Source organism: Phycicoccus sp. CSK15P-2 (assembly GCF_016888005.1).
Taxonomy (GTDB): domain Bacteria; phylum Actinomycetota; class Actinomycetes; order Actinomycetales; family Dermatophilaceae; genus Phycicoccus.
In genome coordinates, this window is record NZ_JAFDVE010000008.1 from 1 (window position 1) to 25,628 (window position 25,628).

Consider the following 25,628-nt stretch of genomic DNA (forward strand, 5'->3'; position numbering starts at 1 on the left):
GGGTCTGCAACGTGCCTTTTTTCGGGGGTCACCGCGGGGGGGCCCCCCCCGAAGTTCGGGGTGCGCCACCGGAGGTTCCGGCACCAGGCGAAAAAGGGGAGGCGGGGGCAGGGGTCAGGGACGGGGCCTGCCGAGCTTCCAGTAGCCGCAGTAGAAGACCATCCGGCGGTCGGTGCCGTGCCGCACGAGGGCGCTGCGGGCGCCGGCGGCCAGCGCAGCCTCCCCGCAGGCCCAGCCGTAGGCCACCGGCGCCCCGCCGCGAGCCAGGTGCCGGTCGAGCGCAGGGACGACGACACCACCGGGGCGTGAGCCGTCGCGTACGTGCACGTGGGCGTGGCCGAGGTCGTAGGCGTCGAGCACGACCGGGTCGGCGACCTCGACGTGGACCTCGACACCACGCTGCTCCGCCGCGGCCGCGCCACCGAGCGAGTCGAGCACCGCCGCGACGGACGGCACGGCGGTCTCGTCGGCCACGAGCACCTGCCGCCCCGGGACCTCCGTCCCGCGGTAGAGCGCGCCGGCGGTCCGGACGCCGACCCGGTCCCCGGGCCGGGCGCGGACCGTCCAGGCCGAGCCCGGGCCGGAGTCCCCGTGGGTGACGATGTCGACGTCGATCCTGGCGGCGGCCCGGTCGTGGGCGCGGATCGTGTACCACCGCAGGTCGGGGCGCACCGAGGCGTCCATCCGTGCCACGGCCGCACGGACGTCCGGGTCCACCGGGTCGGGCAGGACGAGAGGGCGCCCCGGTCGAGGCATGACGAGACCGACGTACTCGTCGGGACCGCGCGGGTGCAGCTCGGCGAGCCCGGGGCCCTCGATGACGACCCGGCGCATCCCGCCGCCGAGGTCGTGGACGTCCGTGACCGTCGCCGGGAGGAGGACGGGATCGTCCTGCAGCGGCGGTGAGACGTCGGGACGCCGTCGGACGCGGTCCAGGACACTCATGTCGATCTCCTTCGGGGGATGACCACCGGGGTGCCGGTGTCGGGGTCGGTGAGGACGTGGGCGCTGACACCGAAGACCTGCTCGACGACCTCGGGGGTGACGACCTCGCCCGGCGGGCCCTCGGCGACGACGCGCCCACCGCGCATCGCGACGAGGTGGTCGGCGTAGCGCGCCGCCATCGCGAGGTCGTGGAGGACCATGACGACGGTCGTGCCGGCGTCGTCGCACAGCCCACGGACGAGGTCGAGGACGTCGAGCTGGTGGGCGAGGTCGAGGAACGAGGTGGGCTCGTCGAGGAGCAGCACCGGCGTCGCCTGGGCCAGGACCATCGCGAGCCACACCCGCTGACGCTGGCCGCCGGAGAGGCTGTCGACCGGGACTCCCGCCAGGTCGACGAGGTCGGTGCGCTCGAGCGCGGCGAGCACCGCCTCCTCGTCGGCCCGTGTCCAGCTGCGGAAGATGCCCTGGTGGGGGTACCGGCCGCGCTCGACGAGCTCGAGGACGCCCACGCCCTCCGGGACGACCGGCTGCTGGGGCAGCAGCCCCAGACGGCGCGCCACCTCGCGGGTCGGCAGCGCCCCGATCTCGTCGCCGTCGAGGAGGACGGTGCCTCCTCGGGGCCGCAGGAGACGACCGAGTCCGCGCAGCAGGGTCGACTTGCCGCACCCGTTGGGACCGACGACGACGGTGGTCCGTCCGGTCGGGACCTCGAGGCTCACGCCGTCGACGACCACCCGGTCGTCGTAGCCCAGGCTGACCGTGTCGGCGACGAGCCGGGCGGGTGGACGGCCGGCGGCCGGCACATCGGCCCGGGCGGCGGGGGCGGTCGCGGTCATCGTGACTCCTGGGTGGAGGAACGGGAACGGAGCATCCAGAGGATGACGGGGGCACCGAGGGCACCGGTGACGACGCCCACCGGGAGGGCCGTGCCGGGCACTGCGGTCGCCGCGGCGTAGTCCGCCGCCACGACGACGACCGCGCCGACGAGCGCCGCGACACCGACGGCCGGGCGGCCCGGCACGAGCCGGCGGGCTATCGGGCCGCTGAGGAACCCGACGAAGGCGACCGGCCCGACCACCGCCGTGGCAGCCGCGACGAGGCCGACGACCGTCACGGTCACCCCCACGCGCAGGCGCAGGACGTGCACCCCGAGGGCTGCGGCGAGGTCGTCGCCCAGCCCGAGGACGGGGAGCCGGCCGGAGAGGACGAGGAGCACGGGCAGGAGGACGGCGTCGACGACGAGCATCCGGAGGATCTCGGCCCAGGTGACCGAGTTGAGGCTGCCGCTCAGCCAGACGAGTGCGTCCTGGGCCTGGTAGATGCTGGCCCGCACGAGGAGCCATTGGATGACGGCGAGCAGGCCGGCGGCGAGGGCCACGCCCACGAGCACCATCCGTCCGGTCGCCGCGCCGTGTCCGCCGGCCTGGCCGAGCAGGAGCGCGGCGACGGCGACCGCGCCGGCCAGGGCCGCGAGGGTCACCGGCGTGCCCCGGAGACCACCGAGCACGAGGGCGGCGACGGCGGCCGCGCTGGCGCCGACGGTGACCCCGAGGATGTCGGGGCTCGCGAGCGGGTTGCGGAGCATGACCTGGAACGCGCCGCCGGCGGCACCGAACGCGGCGCCCGCGAGCACCGCCATGACCGCCCGCGGAAGGGTGGACTCCATGAGGACGAAGGACGCGCCGGGGATGTCGGTGCCGCCGAGGATGCGCACCGCGTCGGGGAAGGAGATGCGGTAGTCCCCGAGCAGTGCTCGGACGAGCACGAGCCCCACGAGGAGGAGGACGAGGACTCCGACGACGAGCGCGCGGCGGCGGCGCGGACCACGGCGGGCCCGGCTCAGGGCCTCCTGCGCCGGGTGCACGTCGGTCCCGGCGGCGGTGGCTCCTGCGGTGGCGAGGCTCATCACATCCCCTTCACCCGGCGCACGACGAGGACGAGGACGGGCGCGCCGAGGACCGCGCAGACGATCCCGGCCTGCACCTCGGACGGGGGCGCGACCACTCGTCCGACGATGTCGGCGAACACCACGAAGGCCGGCCCGACGACGGCCGAGACGACGAGGACCCGCCGGTGGTCCACCCCGAGGAGGGCACGGACCAGGTGGGGGACGACGAGACCCACGAAGGCGATGGGCCCGGCGAGGGCCGTGGCCGTGGCGGCGAGGAGCACGGCCCCACCGGCCGCGAGCCCGCGGTGCAGCACGACGCGCTGGCCGAGGCCGCGCGCGAGGTCGTCCCCGAGCGCGACGGCGTTCAGGGTCGGCCCGGCCGTCAGCGCCAGGACGGCTCCGAGGACGAGGAACGGTGCGACGTCGAGCACCTGCCCGGCGTCCCGCCCGGCGACCGAGCCGACCTGCCAGAACCGGAAGCTGTCGAAGGAGCCTCGGTCGGTGACGAGGACCCCGCCGATGAGGCTCTGGGCGAGGGCCATGACGGCGGCCCCGGCGAGCGCCATGGACACCGGCGCCTCGGACCGCGGTGCCATGAGCGTGAGGGACTGCACCAGGAGGGCGACGACGACGGTCCCCACGAGGGCCGCGACGACGTAGCCCGTCACGGACGTGAGGCCGAGGAAGCGGATCCCGAGGACGACCGCCAGCGCGGCGCCGGAGTTGAGCCCGAGGATGCCTGGCTCGGCGATCGGGTTGCGGGTCAGTCCCTGCAGGACGGCGCCGCTGAGCGCCACCGCACCACCGACCGCGAGACCGATGAGGGTCCGGTCGACGCGCGCCGCGACGACGGCGGCGGCACCCGGGTCGGCCGGCCCACCGGTGACCACGGCGAGGACGACGCCCGGGTCGAGCCGCTGGACCCCGACGAGGAGCGAGGTGAGGACGGCGAGCGCGACGAGGAGCGCGCCGCCTCCCAGTGCGGCGGCCAGGGGCACGCGTCCGGACCCGGGGCCCCCCCCCCGGGGGGGGGGGCGGGGGCGGGCGGGGGGGGGGGGCGGCGGGGGGGGGGGGGCCCGGGGCCGCCCCCGCGCCACGAGGGCTGCGGGCCGGGTCCGGACGGGTGCCGTGGCCGTCACTCGGCGGGCGTCCCGTTCAGCGCGGACACGAGCTTGGGCAGGAAGACGTCCACGGCGGTCGAGACCGACAGCGGGCTCGGCAGGGACATCGACAGTGCCGTCGCGTTGTCGGCGCTCGCGACGTAGTGGTCCTGCTTCAGCGCCGGGATCTGGCCGATGAGGTCGTTCTTCTTGAGCATCTCGGGCCCGGTCTTCTCGTCGGCGTAGAAGACGATGACGTCGGCCTCGAGCTCCGAGGCCTTCTCGGCGGAGAGGTTGACGGAGAAGGCCTCCGGGTCCTTGGCGCTGAGCTCCGCGACAGTCGGGGAGTCCTGGAAGCCGAACTCGCGCAGCATCTGCGGGCGCAGGTCCGAGGTCGTGTACAGCCCCACCGTGGAGAGGTCGGTGGGCGTGAACCACGCCCAGGCGGCGGTCTTGCCCTGGATGTCCGGGTTGGCCTCGACGGCCGCCTGGATCTTGGCCTCGGTGTCGGCGACGAGGCCGGCGGCGTCCTCGGACCGTCCGACGGCCTTCCCGATCGTCGTCACCTGCTCCTGCCAGGGCGTTCCCCAGGGGGCGACGGTGTAGGCGACGGTGGGCGCGATCTTGGTGAGCTTGGTGTAGTCCTCCTCGGAGATGCCGCTGCTCAGCCCGAGGATGAGGTCGGGGGCGGCTGCGGCGATGTCGTCGAAGGGGATGCCCGCGGAGTCGTCGTACCGGGCGACGTCGGCGGGGTCGCCACCGATCGCGGCCAGCTGGGCGTCGAACCAGTCGGTGGACTTGCCCTCGTTGCCGCCCCACGTGATGGCGGGGGCGCCGACGGGCACGATGCCGAGCGCGGCAAGGGTGTCGGCGTCGGCCCATCCGACCGTCGCGACGCGGGTGGGGGCCTGCTCGACGGTCGTCGCGCCGTGCGCGTGGTCGACCGTGACGGGGAAGGAGTCCCGGGAGATCGAGGGCTCGACCGACGACGGGGTGTCGGTGCTCCCCCCGGTGGGACCTGTCGAGCAGGCGGTGGCGGCGAGGATGAGTGCGGCGAGAGGGGCGGCGGCGAGCAGCCGGCGGCGCGATGGCACGATGGACTCCAGTCGATGAGGTCACTTACTTAGGTGAGCCTCACCTTACTCACATGCCGGGCGCCGTCGTCAACCCGCTCCCATCGCGGTCACTCCGGTGCGGACCACGCCTGGCGCAGCGACAGCCGGCCGCCGGTCTGCAGCAGGCTCCGCCGGTAGAGCCGCTGGGCGACACCCACGATGGCGACCGCCGTCGCCATGAGGAGGACCAGCGCCACGACCGCCTCCCACCAGGCCGCCCCGCCCTCGAGCAGCCGGGTCGGCATGAGCACCGCCGAGAACGGTGGGACGAACGACAGGACCGTCCGGGCGGTGCCCTCGACGAGCATCGCGGCGAAGAACACCGCGAGCACGAGCATGAGCAGCGGTGCCGTCGTGCTCTGGATGTCCTCGGTACGCGACGCCAGGGCCCCGGCCGCGGCCCACAGCGCCGCGAGTGCCGCGAAGCCGGCCACGAAGAAGACGAGGTACCAGGCCACCGGGCCGGTCACGACGGTCACGAGCCCGGAGTACTCGGTCAGGGCGATCCCCACGAGCCCGATCCCGGCGTAGAGCACCATCTGGAGGATCGCGATCAGGCTGTTGCCGACGATCTTCCCGGCCAGCAGGTGCCGGACCGGGATGGACGTCGTGATGATCTCGACCACGCGGCTCTGCTTCTCCTCGACGACGCTGTTGGCGATGACGTACCCGAACGACAGCGCCGCGATGTAGAAGAGGAACCCGAAGGCGAAGCCGACGAACTCGGCGAGCCGGCTCTGCCGGGCGTCCCCTCGCAAGAGGCTCGTCGAGACCTCCGAGCCGGCCTCGAGCTCGGCCGTGGTCGTGCCGAGCGCCTCCGCCTGGCGTTCCAGGACGGCCGTCCGCACGACGTCCTGGGTGACCCGGGTCAGGCCGGCGTTCTCGCTGTCCTCGGTCGTCAGCACCCAGCCGTCCTCGCCCAGGTGCAGCCAGGCGTCCGCGTCACCCGCGAGGACGAGGGACCGCGCCGCGGCGTCGTCCGCGGCCGGCTCGACGTCGACGGCCACCGTGTCCTCGGGGGCCTCGGCCGCCACCCGGTCGGCCATCTCCCGGTCCCCCGGCGTGGCGGTGACGGTGTACTCCGAGGTGCGCGAGGCGTCGTAGACCTGCCAGCCGGTGAACCCGCAGATGAGCAGGATCGTGAAGAGCGTCCCGAAGAGGAACGCCTTGTCGGTGAGCCGCACGACGATCTCGCGGCGTGCGACGAGCAGCCACGGGGCCGTCGCGGCCTCGGGGGTCGTGGCGGGCGCGTCGGTCCGGACGGGCCGGGTCGTGGTCGTCATCGGGTGGCCACCTCTCGGTAGATGTCGGCGAGCGCCGGGCGGACGAGGGAGAACTCGTGGACGGCCCCGCGTGCGGTGGCGTCGCGGAGCACGACCTGCTCGGCGCCGTGCTCCACGACCTCGAGCAGCGCGCTACGGCCGTCGAGGTCGACGACGTGCACCCCCCGCACCTCACGCAACCACCCGGTGTCGTGCTCGCACGTCATCCGGTACCGCACCGGCCCCTGGGACCGCAGCTCGTCCGCCCCGCCGGCCGCGACGACCCGTCCGTCCGCGAGGATGACGAGCCGGTCGCACAGCTGCTCGACGAGGTCGAGCTGATGGCTGGAGAACAGGACGGGGACGCCGGTAGCGCACCGTTCGCGCAGCAGGTCGGCCATCGCGTCGACGGCCGTCGGGTCCAGACCCGAGAAGGGCTCGTCGAGGACGAGAGCCGTGGGGCCGTGCAGGAGCGCCGCGACCACCTGGACCCGTTGCTGGTTGCCGAGGCTCAGCTCCTCGACCCGCGAGCGGGCCCGGTCGGCCAGCCCGAAGCGCTCGAGGTGCTCCTCGGCGGTGCGCCCCGCCTCGCCCGCCGACATGCCCTTGAGCTGACCGAGGTACACGAGCTGGTCCAGCACCCGCTGCTTGGGGTACAGGCCGCGCTCCTCGGGCATGTACCCGAAGCGGCGCTGGTCCTGCGGGGTGACCGGGCGCCCGTGCCAGCGCACCTCGCCGGCGTCGATGCCCAGGACGCCCATGACCATCCGCATGGTCGTCGTCTTGCCCGCGCCGTTGCCCCCGACGAACCCGGTGAGAACGCCGCCGAGGACGTCGAACGACACCCCGTCGACGGCCGTGACGTCGCCGAAACGGCGGGTGAGCTCGCTGATCTCCAACATGCTCCCGACGCTAGGGCCCGTCGGTACCCTGCGGGATCCACCCGCAGGTGGGTTCAGCCCTCCGCCGCGGTGATGAGGCCGGCCTCGTGGGCGAGGACGACGGCCTGCACCCGGTCGCGGACCTGGAGCTTGGCGAGGCAGTTCGACACGTGCGTCTTGACGGTCGCCTCGCCGAGGAAGAGCCGGGCGGCGATCTCCCCGTTGCTCAGCCCGCGCCCGACGAGGACGAGGACCTCGCGCTCGCGCTCGGTGAGCCGGTCCAGCCCGGGGGGCGGCGTGCGGGACGGCGCGCCGCGCCCGGACGCCATCCGCTCGATGACCCGGCGGGTCACCTCGGGGGCGAGGATGCCCGAGCCGTTGCCGACGACGCGCACGGCGTCGACGAGCTGCTCGGGCTCGGCGTTCTTCAGGAGGAAGCCGCTGGCGCCGGCGTCGAGGGCGTCGAAGAGGTAGTCGTCACGGTCGAAGGTCGTGAGGATGACGACGCGTCCGAGGTCCTCCGCGACGAGCCGGCGGGTGGCCTCGATGCCGTCGAGCACCGGCATCTGGACGTCCATGAGGACGACGTCCGGACGGGTGCTGCGGGCGACGACGACCGCCTCCGCACCGTTCGCGGCCTCGCCCACGACCTCGACGTCCTCCTCGACCGACAGCATCATCGCGAAGCCGGAGCGGACCATCGCATGGTCGTCGACGAGCAGGACCCGCAGGCGGGCGGGCGTCCCGGCCTGCGCGGGCGCGTCCGGGCCGGCGCTCACCTGGCGCTCCGCAGCGCGTTGCCGCGCACGCGGCCGGTTCCGGGCCGGTCGGACGCATCGTCCGCCACCACGCTCTCGGAACCCCACGGGAAGCGCACCCGGACCCGGTACCCACCCGTCGTACGCGGCCCGATCTCGACGACGCCACGATGGGAGGCGGCACGCTCGCGGATGCCGAGCTGGCCCAGGCCGCTCGACGGCGCCCCGGACCGGGGGCGGCCGTCGTCGACGACCTCGACCTCGACGAACCCGGGAGAGCCCTCCTCGACCCGGACGACGACGGACACCGTGGCCGCGGTCGAGTGCTTCTCGACGTTGGTCAGGGCCTCCTGGACGATGCGGTGCACGGAGTGCGCGAGAGGGCCGGCCACGCGGTCGGCCGCCCCGGGAACGGACTCGACGAGGTCGAAGCCCACCCGGCGCCCGGGGGTGCGGGCCGCCTCGACGAGCACCGGCAGCTGGCCGAGCCCGGGCTGGGGCGTGCGGTCGTGCGGCAGGGCGTCCGCGGGCTCGACCTCCCGCAGCGTGCCGAGCAGTCCGCGCATCGAGGAGACCGCCTCACGCGAGGAGCCCTCGATGCCGGCGAGCGCACGACCGGCCGCCTCCGGGTCGCGGGACATCACCCGCCGGGCCGCGGCCGCCTGGATGCCGATGACCGAGACGTGGTGGGCGACGACGTCGTGCAGCTCGCGGGCGATGCGCAGCCGTTCCTCGGTGACGGCACGGGTGCGCAGCTCGTCGGCCTGCCCCGCGATGGTGCCCGCCTGGTCGACGAGCAGGGCCCGGTCACGAGCGCCGCGCCACTGCATCCGCCCCATGACGACGGCGGCCCCGAAGTAGACCACGTTGATGAGGACCGTGAGGAGGACGGCCGCGGGGACCGGAGGCAGCAGGCCGTACCGTTCGGCGGCGTGGTGCTCGTCGTCGAGGAAGTTCTGGATGGCGCTTCCCACGGCGAACTGGAGGGCGATCCAGGTGAACATGACGACGAGGATCATCCCGACGACGGCGATCATGAGCCGGCGGTCCCGAGCCCAGGCCACCCCGCTCATGATCGCGACGAAGTAGACCACCTGCAGGGTCGCCTGCGCCATGACCATGGGCATCGTCACCCCGACGACGACCATGTGCAGCGACGCCGCCACGGCGACGACCAGGGGCCACCGGCGCCGTCCGACGAGCAGCACGGAGCCGGTGACGACGGCGAGCCACTGGACCCACCAGGGCTGCGTGACGTCCTCGAGGGCACCGGCGCTCCGGACGAGCTCGAGGGCGTCCAGCCCGAAGGCGGCGACGAGCCCCGCCGTCACGACGTCGCGGCGGCCGACCTCGGGACGGGGCCGCTGCCACGGGTCGTCGGTGCCGAACCACCGCCCGACGCGGCCCGCGACCTCGCCCGGTGACACAGCCATGCGGTCAGCCTAGGGTCGGCCCGGACGCGGCGTCCTCCCCCCGACGGCTGAGCCGGGCTCCACCGTGCCGAGGAGGCCGGGCGGTCCCGGGCGTGCTCGCGGCGGCTCGGGAGCCGGGTCAGCGCACGGGGGTGAGGACGTCGAGGCCGACGTACGGGCGCAGCGCCTCGGGCACGACGACCGAGCCGTCCGCCTGCTGGTGGTTCTCGAGGATGGCGACGAGCCATCGGGTCGTGGCCAGCGTGCCGTTGAGCGTGGCGGCGACCTCGTTGCCGGTCTCGCCCTTGAAGCGGGTGTTCAGCCGGCGGGCCTGGAAGGTCGTGCAGTTCGACGTCGAGGTCAGCTCGCGGTACCGGCCCTGGGTGGGCACCCAGCCCTCGCAGTCGTACTTGCGCGCGGCCGGGCCGCCGAGGTCTCCGGCCGCGGTGTCGATGACCCGGAAGGGCACCTCGACGGCCGCGAGCATCTCCTTCTCGAGGCGCAGCAGGTTCTCGTGCTCGGCCTGGGCGTCCTCGGGGCGGCAGTAGACGAACATCTCGATCTTGTTGAACTGGTGCACCCGGATGATGCCGCGGGTGTCCTTGCCGTACGACCCGGCCTCGCGGCGGTAGCACGTGGACTGCCCGGCGTACCGGACCGGGCCGCCGCCGAGGTCGACGACCTCGCCCGCGTGGTAGCCGGCCAGGGCGACCTCGGAGGTGCCGGTGAGGTAGAGGTCGTCGGCCTCGAGCCGGTAGACCTCGTCGGCGTGGTGGTCGAGGAAACCCGCGCCCGCCATGACCTCCGGTGTGACGAGGGTCGGCGTGACGAGGGGGACGAACCCGAGGCCGACGGCCTTCTGCATCGCCATCGTCAGCAGGCCCATCTCGAGGCGCGCACCGGCACCCTTGAGGAAGTAGAACCGGGAGCCGGACACCTTCGCGCCGCGCTCCATGTCGATGGCGTCGAGTGCCTCGGCGAGCGCGAGGTGGTCCTTCGGCTCGAAGCCCTCGCCGGCGAAGTCTCGCGGCGTGCCGACCTCCTCGAGCACGACGTAGTCGTCCTCCCCACCGGCCGGGACCTCGGGCTCGACGACGTTGCCGAGGGTGCGCATCAGCGCGTCGAGCTCGGTCTGCGCGGCGTCGGCGTCGGCCTGGAGGCGCTTGACCTCGGCCGAGAGCTCCTTGGTGCGGGCGAGCAGCGCCTGCTTGTCGTCGCCCTGGGCCCGTGCCACCTGCTTGCCCATCGACTTCTGCTCGGCCCGCAGCCGCTCGAACGCGGTGAGGGAGGAGCGGCGGCGCTCGTCGGCGGCCAGCACGGCGTCGACGACGCCGGCGTCCTCACCCCGGGCGCGCTGGCTGGCACGCACCGTGTCGGGGTCCTCCCGGAGCAGCCTGATGTCGATCACCCGGCGCACTCTACCGACGCCGCGGGGGCCCGCCCGAGCGGATTCGGCCGCACCTCGGCACCGCACGGCACCTCGGCGGAGGACCGGTCAGGAGTTGTCCACAGATGTGCCGGACCCCGTGGTGCGGACGGGCGGGCCCGCGACAGACTTCCCGACCATGAGCACTGGGGACACGACGACGAGCACACCGGCCGGCTGGTACACCGACCCCTCCGACGGCACCCGCTCCCGGCAGTGGGACGGAACGGCCTGGACCGACCTGGTCCGGCCCGGACGGACCGCCTCGGGGCGCCCGGCCCTCACCGACGGGTTCTTCCGGCTCGGCACGACCGTCCAGGTGCTTCTCGTCGTCACCGGGGTCGCGTCCGGCCTGACCGGCATCGTCTCCGTGTGGGCGTACCAGCTGCTCAGCGGCTGGGCCGACGACCCCTCCCGGGTGGACGAGGATCTCGCCGGCCGGCTCGACGTGCTCGTCGCACTCCTGTCGCTGGCCCGGTACGGCCTGTTCGCCGCAACCGGCATCGCGTTCGTCACCTGGCAGTACCGGGCCTACTGCTCGGACCGGGTCGACCCGAGGATGCTGCGCCGGGGCTCCGGGTGGGCGGTCGCCGGGTGGGTCGTCCCGGTCGTCTCCTTCTGGTTCCCGCGCCGGTCGATGCTCGACCTGTGGCGCGGCAGCAGGGCGACGCGCGGCCTCCCGCCGGACGACCTGCCGTACACCCGGTTCGACACGTGGTGGGGGACGTGGCTGACCATGACCGTCCTCGGGTACCTGTCGGACCGTGTCGCCCAGCGCCCCGAGACCCTCGGAACCGTGAGCACCGTGCGTGCCCTGGCCGTGTCCGAGGCCCTCTCGGCCGCGGCCGGAATCGCCGCTGTGGTCGCCGCGGCCCTGGCCGTCGGGGTCGTCCGGGGCATCACCGAGACCCTCCGCCGGCCCGTCACGTCGTCCCCGCTGCCCGCCCTGGACACCACGGGGCAGCACGGGTAGGTCCGGCGTGAGCGGTCAGTCGGGCCGACCGGTGACGAGCAGGCCCGTGCCGAGCCCGACCATCATCAGCCCGCCGGTCCCGCCGACCCGCTCGAGACGGCGTGGCGAGGAGGCGAACCACTCCCGGAAGCGCGAGGCCGCAAGGGCCACCGAGCCGTCCATCACGAGGGCGACGGCGACGAAGACGGCACCGAGCGCCACGAGCTGGGACCACACCGGGCGGGCGGGGTCGACGAACTGCGGGAGCAGCGCCATGAAGAAGACGAGCGACTTCGGGTTCGTCACCCCGACGACGTAGCCCTCGCGCAGGGCGCGCCGCACCCGGGTCGCCGGCAGCCCCTCGGCGAGCGCGGCGGCCAGGCCGCGCCGGTCCCGCAGCGCCTGGACACCGAGCCACACGAGGTAGAGGGCGCCGGCGACCTTGAGGACGGTGTACGCCGTCGCGCTCGACGCGACGACCGGGCCGAGGCCTGCCGCGATCGCGACGATCTGGGTGAGGATGCCGCCGGCGTTGCCGGCGACGGTGAGCAGCGCCGCGCGGCGTCCGGCCGCGAGCGCCCGGCCCACGGTGAAGAGGACCGACGGTCCGGGGATCGCGACGATGACGACGGACGCGAGGAGGAAGCCGAGCAGTGCGGCGGTGGTGGGCACGCCGTCAGTGTGCGCCCGCGCGGTGCGTGCGCGCACCACCGTTCCGCGGAGTGACGCCGCCGGGCCGGCGCGCGGATGACCCACTCCTGGTCAGGAGTTCGCCGTCCCGACCGCGGGAGTTCACCCACGGGAGCCCCTGTGCCGCAAGGGTGTCTGCGGCCCGCTCGATGTCCCCTGCCGCGGGCCACTCCCCGGCCGTCCGCGGCCCCTCCCGTCCAGAGAGAGACTCCATGTCATCGGTCCTGCCCTCCCGGCGCGCGCTGACCGCGCTGCTGGCGACGAGCCTCACCGCCGCCCTGCTCGGCATCGCTCCGGTCACCCCGGCCGACGCCGCCTCCCGCCTCTCCCCGTTCGACGCCGTCGACCAGTTCATCGGCACCGAGCTCGACACGTCGGAGAACAAGAGCAACGACGCGTACGGCAACACCTTCCCCGGCGCGGCGCTGCCGTTCGGGATGGTGCAGCCCAGCCCGACGACGTACAAGACGGACGAGCCGAACGGCCTGGTGCGGGAGAAGGGCGGCTACGAGTACACCGCCGACCAGATCCGCGGGTTCGGGCTGACCAGGTACTCCGGCTCGGGCTGCCACCTGCGCTTCGGCGGCTACGACATCCCGACCATCCCGTACAGCGGCGAGCTCGTGGACGGCACCCTGCCGGTGAGCCCCGACACCGACGTCCGGCGCTACTTCCTGGACTTCGACCACGACGACGAGGTCGCCGAGCCGGGCTACTACGCGGTGCGGACCGTCGACGGGACGAAGACCGAGCTGACCGCGACGACACGCAGCGCGGTCAGCCGCTTCGACTTCGAGGACAACGCGACGCTGATCGTCGACGCCTCCGGGCCGAACAACCGGACGTTCGGGACGCACGTCGACATCGACCCCCGGACCCGCACGGTGAGCGGGTGGACGCACGTCGCCGACATGTGCGACAACGGCAACTCCTACCGCCTCCACTTCTCGACCACCTACGACAAGCCGTTCACGTCCTACGGCACGTGGAACGGCGGGACGATGACCCGCGGGAGCCGCAGCGTCGAGAAGGTCGCCGAGGACACCTCCGTCGACTACCGGCACGACACCGGCGCCTGGCTGACCTTCGCCGACGGCGCCCGGGTCACCGCCCGTACCGGCGTGAGCTTCGTCAGCGTCCGGAACGCCGCCGTCAACCGGGTGGTCGAGTCGCAGCTGCGCAGCTTCGACGGTGTCCGCTGGGCCGCCCGCAAGCACTGGGAGCAGGCGCTCGGCACGGTCGACGCCACGGGCGGGTCGGCCGAGGACCGCACCGAGCTGTACACGGCCGTCTACCACTCTCTGCTGCACCCGAACATCCGCGACGACGTCAACCGCGAGTACCTGGGCTACGACGGGAAGGTGCACCAGGCCGCCTGGGGCCGGCACTTCTACATGAACTTCGCCGGCTCGGGCTGGGACATGTACCGCAGCCAGGCGCAGCTCATCGCCCTGCTGTACCCGGAGGTCGCCGCCGACGTGCTCCAGTCGATGGTCCTGCTGCACGAGCAGACCGGTGGATGGCAGCCCGGGGCGGCGCGGATGCAGGGCGACAACCTGCCCGTGATCATCGCGACGCTCGACGACATGGGTATTCGGGACTACGACCGGAAGGCCGCGCTGAAGGGCATGGTCGAGGCCCAGCAGCTGCCGGCGACGAAGAGCGACCGCTCGGACGCCCTCCAGTACTTCTCCACCGGCTTCGTCGAGAACCGCAAGGGCGACTTCGCGACGAGCCGCGTCCTCGAGTACGCCACCGACGACTTCGCCATCGCGCAGCTGGCCGGGTCCCTCGGGGAGGACGCGACGCACGACCGGTTCATGGAGCGCGCGCAGAGCTGGCTGCAGGTCTTCGACCCGACGACCCGGCACATCCGCCCGCGCTCGCGTAACGGCTTCGACCGGGGGTTCGACCTGCGGGGCCGGGACGGCACCGGCGGCGGGCAGTTCAACCAGTCGACGGGATACCAGTACGGCTGGAACGTTCCGCAGAACATGGCCGAGCTCATCGAGCGCCGCGGGGGCGCCGAGGCCGCCGAGGACCAGCTCGACACCCTGATGGAGGAGCTCGACGCCGGGGCCTACACGAAGACCGGCAACTACCTCTCCAACGAGCCGGCCTTCATGACCCCGTGGGTCTACCACTGGCTCGGGGCGCCGGAGAAGACCGCGGACATCCTGGCCCGGGCCGACGTCGAGCTCTTCGACACGACACCGGCCGGGCTGCCCGGCAACGACGACCAGGGGGCGCTGAGCGCCTGGTACGTCTTCTCCCGGATCGGGATGTTCCCCGCCGTGTACGGCACCGGCGACATGCTGCTCACCGCCCCGGCGTTCGAGCAGGTCGAGATCGACCCGGTGGGCTCGCGCCGGACGATCCGGGTCAGCGCGCCGAAGGTGTCGGACGAGCGCCGGTACGCCACCGGCCTCCGGGTGAACGGGCGGAGGCAGTCGGCGTCCTGGGTGGATGCCGACTTCGTCCGCCGTGGCGGCCGGCTGGACTTCACCGTCTCCGGCACGCCCGGTCGCTGGGGCACCGGCGCCCAGGACCTCCCCCCCTCGTACGGCGAGGGCGTGGACGCCCGCAACAACGTGGGCACCACGCCGGACGGCGTACCGATGATGGGCTCGCTCGACATGAGCGACTGGTCGCTGTCCCGCGAGTCGCTCGCCGCAGCGGGCGCCGGCCCCGGCGACACCCTCGAGTTCCAGGCCGGGCTCACCTTCACCTGGCCCGACGTCGACCCCGGCCGACCCGACAACTGGGTCCCGCACGGCCAGCGCCTCGACGTCGAGGACCAGAAGGCTGCGAGCCTGTCCTTCCTCGGGCTCGCGACGAACGGGCCGTCCACCGGTGACGCGGTGGTCGAGTACACCGACGGCACGACCCAGCGCGTCCCGGTCTCCCTCGCCGACTGGGGTGCGGACGGCCGGGCGCAGGCCAACACCGCCCTCGTCGAGGTGAAGGGACGGAACAACGCGAACGGCAGCTCGGGCGGCGGCACCTTCCGGGTCTTCGCCACGCGCCCCGCAGCGCTGGACGCGACGAGGACGGTGGACGCCGTCGTCCTGCCCCAGGCCTCCTACGACGGGGTCATGCACGTCGTCGACCTCGCGCTCTCCGCCGAGGAGTGGGAGGACCCGGACGCCCCGAAGGGGACGCCGGAGCGGGTCGTGCTGACCCTCCCCGAGGACGCCTCGACGGGCCAGTACGTCACGTGGCGCACCCGCAGCGTGCGGACGCCGGACGGCGTCGTCGAGGTCCGGTCCGCGGGCGGTGGGGCGGTCCGCGTCGTCGACGCCGAGGAGCAGACCGAGCGCACCGTCGGGGGCTACCCCGCACGGAGCCACTCGGCACTGATCGACGGACTGACGCCCGGGACGACCTACGAGTACCGGGTGGGCTCGGCCGCCGCGTGGTCCGACTGGCACTCGTTCACCACGGCCACGGCCGGTGAGGACCCCTTCACGTTCCTGTACTTCGGCGACGCCCAGGAGGGCATCGACGACTCGTGGCGGGAGACCGTCCGGCGCGCCCGCGAGGCCGAGCCGGACGCCGACCTGTCGCTCTTCGCCGGAGACCTCATCAACACCGCGACGGCCGAGAAGGAGTGGAACGACTGGTTCGACGTCCTCACCGACGTCGGGGCCGCCACCGAGCACAACGCGGTCGCCGCGATGGGCAACCACGAGATCGGCGGCGACCCGCTCGCCCCGGTGTACCGGGACAGCTTCGAGTACGCCGCCAACGGCCCCGAGGCCTCGGACGCCGGCGAGTACGAGGCGACCTTCGGGGCGCACCTGGCCGGTGTGATGAAGGACAGCGTGTACTTCACCGACCACCAAGGCGTCCGGTTCGTCACGATGAACGCCAACCGCGACGACATCTGCACGATCGCGAAGCCGGCCGGGATGACCGACTACGACTGCGGCACCGCCCGGACCGCGTGGATGACGATGCAGGCGTCGTGGCTGGACCGCGTGCTCGCCGACAACCCGAACCGGTGGGCGGTCATGCTGACCCACCAGCCGATCTTCTCGACCGGCGTCACCGGTGGCGGGCTGCGCGACGAGGACGACTGGCGGCGGCACATCGGGCCGGTGCTCGAGCGGCGCAACATCGACCTCGTGCTCCAGGGCCACGACCACACCTACGGCCGCGGCCACATGAACCGCAACGAGACGGCGACACCGGGCCTGACCACGGGGCCGGTCTACGTCAACGCCGACGGCGGCTCGAAGATGTACCAGCTGTCACCGGAGGACGACAACGTCTGGACCCGCAACAACGCCGAGGCGGTGCGCCGGGCCCAGGACACCTCCACGTACCAGGCGATCCACGTCGACGGCGACACGTTGCGGTACGAGTCGGTCGTCACCTACGTCCGCCCCGGCGGCGAGGCCTACACCGAGGTCGGTGACGTCCTCGACTCGTTCACGGTCACGAAGTACGACGACGGGGCGAAGTGGGTCGCCGAGGCCGGCGTCGAGGTCCCCGGCGACGAGGTCGCCTCGCAGGTGCGTCCGCAGCCCACCCTGGGGCTGGCCGACACCTTCGACCCCGCGACGTTCGCCCCCGTGGCGCGCGACGACGACTTCTCGGCCGACCCGCTGGGCGGCTACGAGGTCGTCGCCGGCGGCGGGGAGGCCCTGCCCGAGGTCGGGGTGGACACCGGCAAGGGCGTGCTGACGGCCACGGCGTCGACGCGGTCCTGGGCGAACCTCCGCCTGCCCGAGGAGGCCGGGGACCGGTGGGCGCTCGTCGTCGAGCCGACGTCCTTCGCCGGGACCGGTGCGGCCGAGGACAGCCTGTTCCTCGGCTCGGGTCTGGACGGGTCGCACCAGGTGCTGCACTGGTACAACCACACCCGCGGCGAGGCCGGGTTCGACTTCGCGAACGGCTCCGGCAAGACGGTGGGCCGCGGCAACCAGCGGCTCACCTGGCAGGCGGGTGACCGGCTCGCCCTCGTCGCCGAGTACGGCGAGGTCAGCTCGTGGGTCGAGCACGACGGCACGTGGCGCCGGGTGAACCTCGCGCTGCTCGCCTACGGGGTCGACGAGGCGGACCTCGCCTCCTGGCACCCCACCGTCGGGCTGCGGCTCGACCCGGGGTCGATCACCCTCGACCGGGTCACGCTGCTGGCGGGCGAGTAGGACCCGCCCGGCACCCGGCCCGGCCCCGCGACCGCGGGGTCGGGCCGGTCCGCGTGTGGGCGGTCGGGGACGGCCCCGTGCGAGGGGGTCGGCCGCGCGCGCCGGCCACGGGCTCACGCGGCGGACGGGACCCCGCGGCGGGTGTCGAGCCAGCGCATCGCCGGCGTCGCGAGCACGCCGTGCACGAGCACCGAGAGCGCGATCGTGAAGCCGACCGTGGACCACATCCACCGCTCCTCGGTGAACGACGCCGTGCCGGCGGCGAACGCGAGGTAGTAGATGGAACCGATCCCCCGGACCCCGAAGAACCCCACGACGAGGCGCTCCCGGTGGTCGAGCCCGGCCGTGCCCCGCCGGGTGCGGTGGCCGAGGTAGGCGACGTAGCCCGCGACCGGGCGGATGACCGCGACGAGCGCGACCCCGACGACGACCCCGCGCCAGTCGAGGTTCGCGAACAGGCCGTTGGTGAACGCGAAGCCGAGCCCGAGCAGCAGGATGAGGGTGAGCAGGACCTCGAGCCGCTCGACGACCTCGTGCATGTGTCGGTGGTACTCGTGGTGCCGCTCGACGGACCGCAGCGTCACGGCGCAGGTGAAGACGGCGAGGAACCCGTAGCCGTGCACCGCCTCGGCCAGCCCGTAGGCGAGCAGGAGGGCCGCGAGCGAGAGCAGCGGCTGCCCGGTCTCGGCGAGCCGCAGGCGGCGCGCCGGGGCCCGGAACGCCAGCCGGGCCAGCAGCCAGCCGAGCGCGGCGCCGACCACCACCCCGAGGACGACCTTCCCGACGAGCTCCCAGCCGAGCCAGCGCCACACCCCGCCGATCGGGGCCCCGGCCGCGAGGAAGACCGCCGCCCAGACGAAGGGGAACGCGAGACCGTCGTTGAGCCCGGCCTCGCTCGTCAGCGCGAAGCGCACCTCGTCGTCCTCGTCGATGTCGTCCCCGCCGGTGGCGTCCTCGAGGGTCGGGCCCTGGACCTGGACGTCGGAGGCGAGCACCGGGTCGGTCGGGGCGAGCACGGCCCCGAGCAGCACCGCGGCCGGCAGCGCCACGCCGAGCGGTCCCCACGCGAGCAGGGCCACCCCGGCGATGGTGAGCGGCATCGTCACCCCGAGCAGCCGCCAGGTCGGCGACCACGACCCCCACGAGGCACGCAGCCGGGGCCGCAGCGGCCGGTCCAGCGCGAGGCCGACCCCCATGAGCGCGACGAGGACGGCGACCTCGGCCAGGTGCTCGATCCACGGCCGCAGCGCGACCGGGTCGATCGTCACGTTCTCCGTCGCCGGAAGCAGCCCGACGAGCATCCCCCCGACGACGAGCACGATCGGCGCCGACAGCGCCCAGCGGTGGAGCACCTGGGGCAGGGCGGCGGCGAGCAGCAGGGCCGCCCCGAGAAGGACGTAGACGAGCGTCGGGCTCACTGCCGGGCGACTCCGACGTCCCAGAGGTGGTGGGCGAGGTCGTGCATCCCGTACTGGCCCAACGTGCGCACGGTGAACCGCGAGCCGTCGGACCGCCGGCCGGTGCGCTCCCACTGGTCGCCGACCACCCCGACGAGCACCTGGGCCCAGCGGGCCGCGGCGTCGGCGAGCTCGCTGCCCACCACGGCCGGGTCCTGCTCGCCGTAGCGAGCCTCGACGGCGGTCCGGTCCTGGTCCCAGTTGTCGAAGGCGGGGTCGTCCTCGGCCAGCATGAGCCGGAGCCGCTGCTCGAACAGCCGGCACACGTCCCGGACGTGGCAGGCGTACTCGAGCGGCGACCACGTCGCGGGCTCGGGCCGGACGCCTGCGTCCGGACGCTCCAGCACCTCCGGCCACGCGTCGGTGAGCGACAGCACCTCGCCGGCCAGTGCCTCGGCCCGGATCACGGCGCACGCGAAGCCGCACTCGGGACACGGACGCTCCAGCGTCCACGTCCAGTCCTTCGTGTCCGGGACGACGGGGTCGGGCGCGGCGTCGGTCATGGTCCGAGCCTACGGCGGACGAACGGCCTTCACCTGGCCTCCTGTACCTTCTCGACTGTGTCAGGCGAGACGTGGACGTGGATCGGGGTCGGCATCGCCGTCGCGCTCGGGGCCCTCGGGCTGTTCCTGCTGGCCTCCTCCCAGGAGGAGGGACGGCACGCCCGGCCCGGCCGGCCACGCCGTGACGTGTTCCGCCGACACGGTGAGGAGGCGCCGGCCCGCAAGCGTGTGGCGGTCGTCGTCAACCCCGTGAAGTTCGAGGACCTCGACGCCGTCCGCGAGACCCTCGCGAAGGTCTGCGACGAGCACGGCTGGGACGAGCCCCTCGTCCTCGAGACGACCGAGCACGACGTCGGCTTCGGCCAGACGCGCGAGGCCCTCGAGCAGGGGGTCGACCTCGTCTGCGCGCTCGGCGGTGACGGCACGGTCCGGGCGGTGGGTGAGGAGCTCGTGGGCTCCGGCACCCCCTTCGGCCTCCTGCCCGGCGGCACCGGCAACCTCCTCGCCCGCAACCTCGAGCTGCCCGTCGACGACATCGGCAAGGCCCTCGCCGTGGCCCTCACCGGGCGCAACCGGCACATGGACGCCGCGTGGATGACCCTCGACCCCGAGGACCTCGACCTCGAGGACGGCGCCGGCGAGAACTCGACGTCCGGGGAGCGGCGGCACGCGTTCTTCGTCATGGCCGGGGTGGGTCTCGACGCCGCGATCATGGACAGCACGAGCGAGCAGCTGAAGAAGCGCATCGGCTGGACCGCCTACGTCCCGGCCGGGCTGAAGAACATGTTCGCCGACCGGTTCACCGCGACCCTGACCGTCGACGACGGCACCCCCGAGAAGAAGCGCTCGCGGATGGTCGTCATCGGCAACTGCGGGCGGATCACCGGAGGCATCGACCTCATGCCGGAGGCCGAGCCGGACGACGGCACGCTCGACGTCATCGTCCTCGGGCCGCGCGGGCCCGGGGCCTGGGCGTCCGTCGTGGCGCGGGTCGTGACGAAGCACAACGGCACCGACAAGGCCCTGGAGCGATACCGCTGCCAGTCGGTCGGCGTCGAGGTCGACGAGCGTCAGCGCGTGCAGGTCGACGGCGACATCATCGGCGAGGCGAGCCGGCTGCGGGTCGAGATCGAGCCGCGCTCGCTCATCGTCCGCACCGCGAGCGGCCGCGCGGCGGGCTGAGGCGGGGCGGGAGCGCACCGCGCCCGACCGTCCCGGAGCCGGCGGTGGCCGGCGTCGGTCAGGGCTTCTTCTCGCGCCACTTCCGCTCGAACGGCAGGCGCCAGGTGAACGGCGCGATGAGCTGGTGGATCTGGTTCGGCCCGTACGTGCCCTGCGCGTACGGATGCACCGGCGGCGGGTTGTCGATGAACGGCTGGCTGATCTCCCACAGCCGCTCGATGCCGGTGGCGGACGTGAAGAGCGTGCGGTCGCCGCGGGCGGCGTCGTAGATGAGCCGCTCGTAGGCCTCGAGGACCGAGCCGGCCCAGTCGGTCTCGTGCATCGCGAACTGCATCGAGAGCTTGTCGAGCCGGAAGCCGGGCCCGGGCCGCTTGCCGTAGAACGACAGCGACATCCGGGACTTGTCGGCGAGGTCGAAGGTCAGGTGGTCCGGACCCTGGTCGCCGACGCCGGACCCCTTGGGGAACATCGACTGCGGCGGCTCCTTGAAGGCGATCGAGATGATCCGGGCACCCTCGGCCATCCGCTTGCCGGTCCGCAGGTAGAAGGGCACGCCGGCCCAGCGCCAGTTGTCGACGAAGCACTTGAGGGCGACGAACGTCTCGGTCTCGGAGTCCTCCGCGACGCCCGGCTCGTCGTGGTAGCCGGTGTACTGCCCGCGCACGACGTCCGGGGGCTGGATCGGCTGCATCGAGCGGAACACCTTGTTCTTCTCACGGCTGATCGCGTACGGCTCGAGCGCGGTGGGGGGCTCCATCGCCGTGAAGGCGAGGATCTGGAACAGGTGCGTCACGACCATGTCGCGGTACGCGCCGGTCGTCTCGTAGAAGTCGGCCCGCTGGGCGAGGCCGAGCGTCTCGGGGACGTCGATCTGGACGTGCGAGATGTTGTTCCGGTGCCAGATCGGCTCGAAGAGCCCGTTGGCGAACCGGAAGGCGAGGATGTTCTGGGCCGGCTCCTTGCCGAGGAAGTGGTCGATCCGGAAGATCTGCTCCTCGTCGAAGACCTCGTGCAGCTCGGCGTTCAGCGCCACCGCGGAGGCGTGGTCGTGGCCGAAGGGCTTCTCCATGACGACCCGGGAACGTTCTGCGAGCCCGGCGTCCCCGATGGTGCGGACGGCCGCGAGCGCCGCCTTGGGCGGCACCGCGAGGTAGTGCAGCCGCAGCTCGACGTCCCCCGGCAGCTGCTCCTCGGCACGCTGCACGGCCTCGCCGAGCTTCTCGGGTCCGGCGGACAGGGGGACGTAGTCGAGCCGCTGGGCGAACTCGCGCCAGTCGGTGTCGCCGATGTCACGGGTGCTGAACTCGCGCACGGCACTCATCGCGAGGTCGCGGAAGTCGTCCGCCGACATGTCGTCGAGCGAGGTGCCGACGACCCGGAGGTCGTCGAGGAGCCGGGACTGGAAGAGGTGCAGCAGCCCGGGGATCAGCTTGCGCTTCGCGAGGTCGCCGGTGGCGCCGAACAGGGTCACGGTCGTGGGCGCGGTCATGGGACCACCCTGGCGCGCCCGGACCGGATCCCGCTACCCCCTGCCCGGCCGAGGCCGCCGGCCGCGGCTCAGGCGCCGAAGAGCTGGGTGCCCCAGTCCTCCACGTCGCCGAGGCCGGGCGGGCAGGCGAACACCGCCGAGCCGGTGTGCTCGACGTACTCGTTCATCAGGTCGGAGCGGGCCAGCGCCTGCTGCATCGGGACGAACTGGGTGTGGGCGTCCCGCATGAACGCGATGAAGAACAGCCCGGCGTCCAGGTGTCCCTGGCCGTCCGTGCCGTCCGTGAAGTTGTAGCCCCGGCGCAGGATGCGTACTCCGCCGAGCGTCGACTCGTGGGCGAGCCGGACGTGCGACTGCACCGGGATGAGCGGTTCGCCGTCGGCGCCGGTGTCGTCGAGGGGCAGGTCGGCGAACTCGTCGGTCCGGCCGATGGGCGCCCCGATCTTCTTGTCCCGCCCGAAGATCTGCTCCTGCTCCTGCAGCGGCGTGCGATCCCAGATCTCGATGTGCATCCGGATCCGGCGCGCCACGAGGTAGGAGCCGCCGGCCATCCAGCCCGCCTCCCCGGGGACGTCGTCGGGGGCGACCCAGACGTGGTCGTCGAGAGCCGCGGTGTCCTCGGCCTTGATGTTGGCCGTGCCGTCCTTGAACCCGAAGAGGTTGCGCGGGGTCTGCTGGGCCGTGGACGTCGAGGACGTCCGGCCGAAGCCGAGCTGGCTCCACCGGACGGCGACGACGCCGAAGCCCATCCGGACGAGGTTGCGCACGGCGTGCACCGCGACCTGTGGGTCGTCCGAGCAGGCCTGGATGCACAGGTCGCCGCCGGAGCGCGCGGGGTCGAGGTCGTCACCGGGGAAGGCGGGGAGGTCGTGCAGGGCCTCCGGCCTGCGGCCCGCCAGCCCGAACCGGCCGTCGAAGAGGGACGGGCCGTAGCCGACGGTGACGGTGAGGTGTCCCGCGGGCAGGTCGAGCGCCTCACCGGTGTCCTCGGGGGCGCGGTACGGCCCGCCGCCTACCGTTCCGCCCGGCGCGGCCTCGGCGCCGAAGCTCATCCGCTCGGCCGCGCGGGTCCACGCGGTGAGGAGCTCGCGCAGCTCGTCGGCGTCGTCGGTGACGACGTCGAGGGCGACGAAGTGCAGCCGGTCCTGGGCCGGCGTGACGATGCCCGCCTGGTGCGCGCCGCGGAACGGCACGGTCATCGCGTCGGCGGCCGGCGCGGACGCCGCCGCGGCGGACCCCGGGCGGGACGCCCAGGACAGGCCCGCCGCGGCACCGGCGACGGCCGTCCCCGCGCCCACCGCGAGCACGGTGCGGCGGGTCGAGCCGGGCGGCGGGTCGGTCATCCGGCGACCACGCCCGCGACGGTGGAGACGGGCTCGGCGAAGGCGTCGAGGGCCTCGCTCAGCTTCTTGACCTCGGCGTCCGTGAGCGCGGTGTAGAGGACGAAACCGTCACCCTCCCGGTGCGTCTCGAGGAGCGAGCCGAGCGCCTCACCGCGCTCGTCGATCGTCGCGACGAGCTCGGGGTCCTGCTCCTGGAGGTAGGGCCGCAGCGCCTGGATCGCGGCCTTGGAGCCCTCGAAGTTGGCCTCGAAGTCCCAGAGGTCGGTGTGGCTGTAACGCTCCTCCTCACCGGTGATCTTGCCCGTGGCGATCTCGTCGAGGAGCGCCTTGGAGCCGTTGGCCAGCTGGAGCGGGTTGAGCTCGACGCTCTTGGCCTTGCCGACGAGCTCGGTGACATCGGTGAGCAGCTGGTCGGCGACCGCGGACGAGTCGTCCTGCAGGCCGTCCTCCCAGAGGTCCTTCTCGAGGCGGTGGTATCCGGTGAACTCCATCCCCTCGTCGATGACGTCCTCGCGGCCGTCGATCTTCGGGTCGAGGTCGCCGAAGGACTCGGCGACGGGCTCGATGCGCTCCCAGTACGAGCGGGCGACGGGGTAGAGCGCCTTGGCCTCCTCGACCTTGCCGTCCTTGACGAGCCCGACGAACTCGGTGGTGCGGTCGAGGAACGCGTCGGACTGGCTGGCGACGTAGCGCTGGTACTCGGTGACCGCGTTCTGCAGGTTCTCGTCGTCGGTCTTCGGCGCGGCGGACTCGCCGGTCACGGTGAAGGTGGATCGGATGCCGTCCCCGACCATCCCCGGCTTGCAGGCGGTCTCGTACTCACCCGGCTCGGCGAGCTCGACGAGGAAGCTGCGGGTGAGACCCGGGCCGATGTTCTCGACCTCGCCCATGATCCGGTCGCCCTCGGCGTAGACGTAGAACTCGTTGACCTTCGAGCCCTGGTTCGTCACGGAGAACTCGACGGTGCCCGCCGGGGCCTCGCTGCGCTCGACGTCGCAGGCGGAGTCGGACGCGGCGACCGTGATGGGTCCCTCCCCGGAGGCCGACCCGTCGTCGGCCGGCTGCGAGCACGCCGTGAGGGCGAGCGCGAGCGGGAGGGCGGCGAGAGCGGTGCCGGCGCGCGGCGGTCGGGGCATGACGGAACTCCTGGGGTCGTGCGGTGGTGGTGGTCGGGTGTGGTGCGACGGTCAGGCCGCGGCGGTCTCCCGCGACGGTGCGGGCCGCTCCGGCGCGGCGGCGGTGGTGCCGCGCGTGGGGCGGAGGAAGAGGAAGAGGACGGTGCCGACGTACGCCACCCAGGCGATGGCCTGGAGGACGGTGGTCTGCGGGGTGAAGTTGAAGATGCCCTTGAGCAGGGCGCCGTACCAGGAGCCGGCGTCGACGGTGCCCGAGACGTCGAACGCCAGGGTGTTCAGACCGGGGAGGACGGCCGCCTCCTGGAGGTCGTGGATGCCGTAGGCGAGGATGCCACCCGCGACGACGACGAGCGGGATGCCGGTGTACCGGAAGAACTTCGTGAGGTTGATCCTCAGCGCGCCCCGGTACATGAGCCAGCCGAGGAGGACGGCCCCGCCGAGGCCGAGGGCCCAGCCGAGCAGCGGCACGTTGTTGCCCGCTCCGGCGGCCTGTGCGGTGGCGTAGAAGAAGATCGCGGTCTCGAGGCCCTCACGACCGACGCCGAGGAAGCCGACGAGGGCGACCGCGAGGGGGCCGAGGTCGAGGGCGCGGTCGAGGCGGCCCTTGAGCTCGCCGCTGATCGTGCGCGCGGCGGACTTCATCCAGAAGACCATCGCGGTGACGAACCCGACGGCGACGATGCTCGCCGTGCCACCCACGGTCTCCTGTGCCTCGAACGACAGGCTGCGGGTGCCGAACGTGAGCACGGCGCCGAGCACGACGGAGAGCGCGACCGCCGTGGCGACACCGGCCCAGACGTACCGCACGCCCCACGTGCGCTGCGTCTTGACGAGGAAGGCCAGGAGGATGACGACGACGAGCGCCGCCTCGAGACCTTCGCGCAGCCCGATGAGGGCGTTGCTCACGAACATCCGGGGCTCCTGGAATTAGGC

Annotated in this window: 20 protein-coding genes; 3 read left to right on the forward strand and 17 right to left on the reverse strand. The window is 73.2% G+C overall.

Annotation, left to right across the window (positions count from 1 at the left end):
- Positions 1–114: 114 nt before the first annotated feature.
- The 10 genes from JQN72_RS03990 to serS all read right to left on the reverse strand — a co-directional run bounded on the left by JQN72_RS03990 (position 115) and on the right by serS (position 10,772).
- The gene (locus JQN72_RS03990) at positions 115–945 is read right to left on the reverse strand and encodes a siderophore-interacting protein (protein ID WP_204133875.1); all 831 of its coding nucleotides are present in this window, start codon (positions 943–945) and stop codon (positions 115–117) included.
- A complete protein-coding gene (locus JQN72_RS03995; protein ID WP_204133876.1) occupies positions 942–1,781 on the reverse strand; it encodes an ABC transporter ATP-binding protein in 840 nt (279 codons plus the stop codon). Before JQN72_RS03995 ends, JQN72_RS03990 begins: the two co-directional genes overlap by 4 nt.
- The gene (locus JQN72_RS04000; RefSeq protein WP_204133877.1) at positions 1,778–2,851 is read right to left on the reverse strand and encodes an iron chelate uptake ABC transporter family permease subunit; all 1,074 of its coding nucleotides are present in this window, start codon (positions 2,849–2,851) and stop codon (positions 1,778–1,780) included. The genes JQN72_RS03995 and JQN72_RS04000 overlap by 4 nt, the downstream gene beginning before the upstream one ends.
- A complete protein-coding gene (locus tag JQN72_RS04005; protein ID WP_307812409.1) occupies positions 2,851–3,834 on the reverse strand; it encodes an iron ABC transporter permease in 984 nt (327 codons plus the stop codon). Before JQN72_RS04005 ends, JQN72_RS04000 begins: the two co-directional genes overlap by 1 nt.
- Before the next feature lie 137 nt (positions 3,835–3,971).
- Positions 3,972–5,030, reverse strand: coding sequence for an iron-siderophore ABC transporter substrate-binding protein (locus tag JQN72_RS04010; RefSeq protein WP_204133878.1), 1,059 nt, complete (start codon positions 5,028–5,030; stop codon positions 3,972–3,974).
- Between the two features lie 89 nt (positions 5,031–5,119).
- Positions 5,120–6,334 carry an ABC transporter permease gene (locus JQN72_RS04015; protein ID WP_204133879.1) on the reverse strand — a complete coding sequence of 405 codons (1,215 nt, stop codon included), beginning with the start codon at positions 6,332–6,334 and terminating at the stop codon, positions 5,120–5,122.
- Positions 6,331–7,215 (reverse strand): ABC transporter ATP-binding protein, encoded by an 885-nt coding sequence (locus JQN72_RS04020; protein ID WP_204133880.1) that lies wholly within the window; start codon positions 7,213–7,215, stop codon positions 6,331–6,333. Before JQN72_RS04020 ends, JQN72_RS04015 begins: the two co-directional genes overlap by 4 nt.
- Before the next feature lie 53 nt (positions 7,216–7,268).
- Positions 7,269–7,895, reverse strand: a complete 627-nt coding sequence (locus tag JQN72_RS04025) for a response regulator transcription factor (protein ID WP_204134034.1) — start codon at positions 7,893–7,895, stop codon at positions 7,269–7,271.
- A 74-nt stretch (positions 7,896–7,969) separates the two neighbouring features.
- Positions 7,970–9,385, reverse strand: a complete 1,416-nt coding sequence (locus JQN72_RS04030) for a histidine kinase (RefSeq protein ID WP_204133881.1) — start codon at positions 9,383–9,385, stop codon at positions 7,970–7,972.
- A 118-nt stretch (positions 9,386–9,503) separates the two neighbouring features.
- Positions 9,504–10,772: a serine--tRNA ligase gene (gene serS / locus JQN72_RS04035; RefSeq protein WP_204133882.1), complete on the reverse strand. Its 1,269-nt coding sequence runs from the start codon at positions 10,770–10,772 to the stop codon at positions 9,504–9,506.
- A 157-nt stretch (positions 10,773–10,929) separates the two neighbouring features.
- On the opposite strand from serS, the gene JQN72_RS04040 reads away from it, so the two are divergent.
- Positions 10,930–11,763, forward strand: coding sequence for a DUF4328 domain-containing protein (locus JQN72_RS04040; protein WP_204133883.1), 834 nt, complete (start codon positions 10,930–10,932; stop codon positions 11,761–11,763).
- 15 nt (positions 11,764–11,778) lie between these two features.
- Here the strand turns inward: JQN72_RS04040 and JQN72_RS04045 are convergent, their stop codons facing one another.
- Positions 11,779–12,414 carry a LysE family translocator gene (locus tag JQN72_RS04045; RefSeq protein WP_204133884.1) on the reverse strand — a complete coding sequence of 212 codons (636 nt, stop codon included), beginning with the start codon at positions 12,412–12,414 and terminating at the stop codon, positions 11,779–11,781.
- A gap of 230 nt (positions 12,415–12,644) precedes the next feature.
- On the opposite strand from JQN72_RS04045, the gene JQN72_RS04050 reads away from it, so the two are divergent.
- Positions 12,645–17,585, forward strand: a complete 4,941-nt coding sequence (locus JQN72_RS04050; RefSeq protein WP_204133885.1) for a GH92 family glycosyl hydrolase — start codon at positions 12,645–12,647, stop codon at positions 17,583–17,585.
- Between the two features lie 113 nt (positions 17,586–17,698).
- On the opposite strand, the gene JQN72_RS04055 is transcribed toward JQN72_RS04050, so the two are convergent.
- Positions 17,699–19,003, reverse strand: coding sequence for a cation:proton antiporter (locus JQN72_RS04055; RefSeq protein WP_204133886.1), 1,305 nt, complete (start codon positions 19,001–19,003; stop codon positions 17,699–17,701).
- A complete protein-coding gene (locus JQN72_RS04060; RefSeq protein WP_204133887.1) occupies positions 19,000–19,545 on the reverse strand; it encodes a DinB family protein in 546 nt (181 codons plus the stop codon). Before JQN72_RS04060 ends, JQN72_RS04055 begins: the two co-directional genes overlap by 4 nt.
- Positions 19,546–19,602: 57 nt before the next feature.
- Between JQN72_RS04060 and JQN72_RS04065 the strand changes: the two genes are divergently transcribed.
- A complete protein-coding gene (locus JQN72_RS04065; RefSeq protein WP_204133888.1) occupies positions 19,603–20,727 on the forward strand; it encodes a diacylglycerol kinase family protein in 1,125 nt (374 codons plus the stop codon).
- A 58-nt stretch (positions 20,728–20,785) separates the two neighbouring features.
- Here JQN72_RS04065 and zwf read toward each other — a convergent pair whose 3' ends face one another.
- The 4 genes from zwf to efeU all read right to left on the reverse strand — a co-directional run bounded on the left by zwf (position 20,786) and on the right by efeU (position 25,607).
- Positions 20,786–22,216 carry a glucose-6-phosphate dehydrogenase gene (gene zwf, locus JQN72_RS04070; protein WP_204133889.1) on the reverse strand — a complete coding sequence of 477 codons (1,431 nt, stop codon included), beginning with the start codon at positions 22,214–22,216 and terminating at the stop codon, positions 20,786–20,788.
- 68 nt (positions 22,217–22,284) lie between these two features.
- Positions 22,285–23,559: an iron uptake transporter deferrochelatase/peroxidase subunit gene (gene efeB / locus JQN72_RS04075; RefSeq protein WP_204133890.1), complete on the reverse strand. Its 1,275-nt coding sequence runs from the start codon at positions 23,557–23,559 to the stop codon at positions 22,285–22,287.
- Positions 23,556–24,695: an iron uptake system protein EfeO gene (gene efeO, locus JQN72_RS04080; RefSeq protein WP_204133891.1), complete on the reverse strand. Its 1,140-nt coding sequence runs from the start codon at positions 24,693–24,695 to the stop codon at positions 23,556–23,558. The genes efeB and efeO overlap by 4 nt, the downstream gene beginning before the upstream one ends.
- A 51-nt stretch (positions 24,696–24,746) precedes the next feature.
- Positions 24,747–25,607 carry an iron uptake transporter permease EfeU gene (gene efeU, locus JQN72_RS04085; RefSeq protein ID WP_204133892.1) on the reverse strand — a complete coding sequence of 287 codons (861 nt, stop codon included), beginning with the start codon at positions 25,605–25,607 and terminating at the stop codon, positions 24,747–24,749.
- Positions 25,608–25,628: the final 21 nt, after the last annotated feature.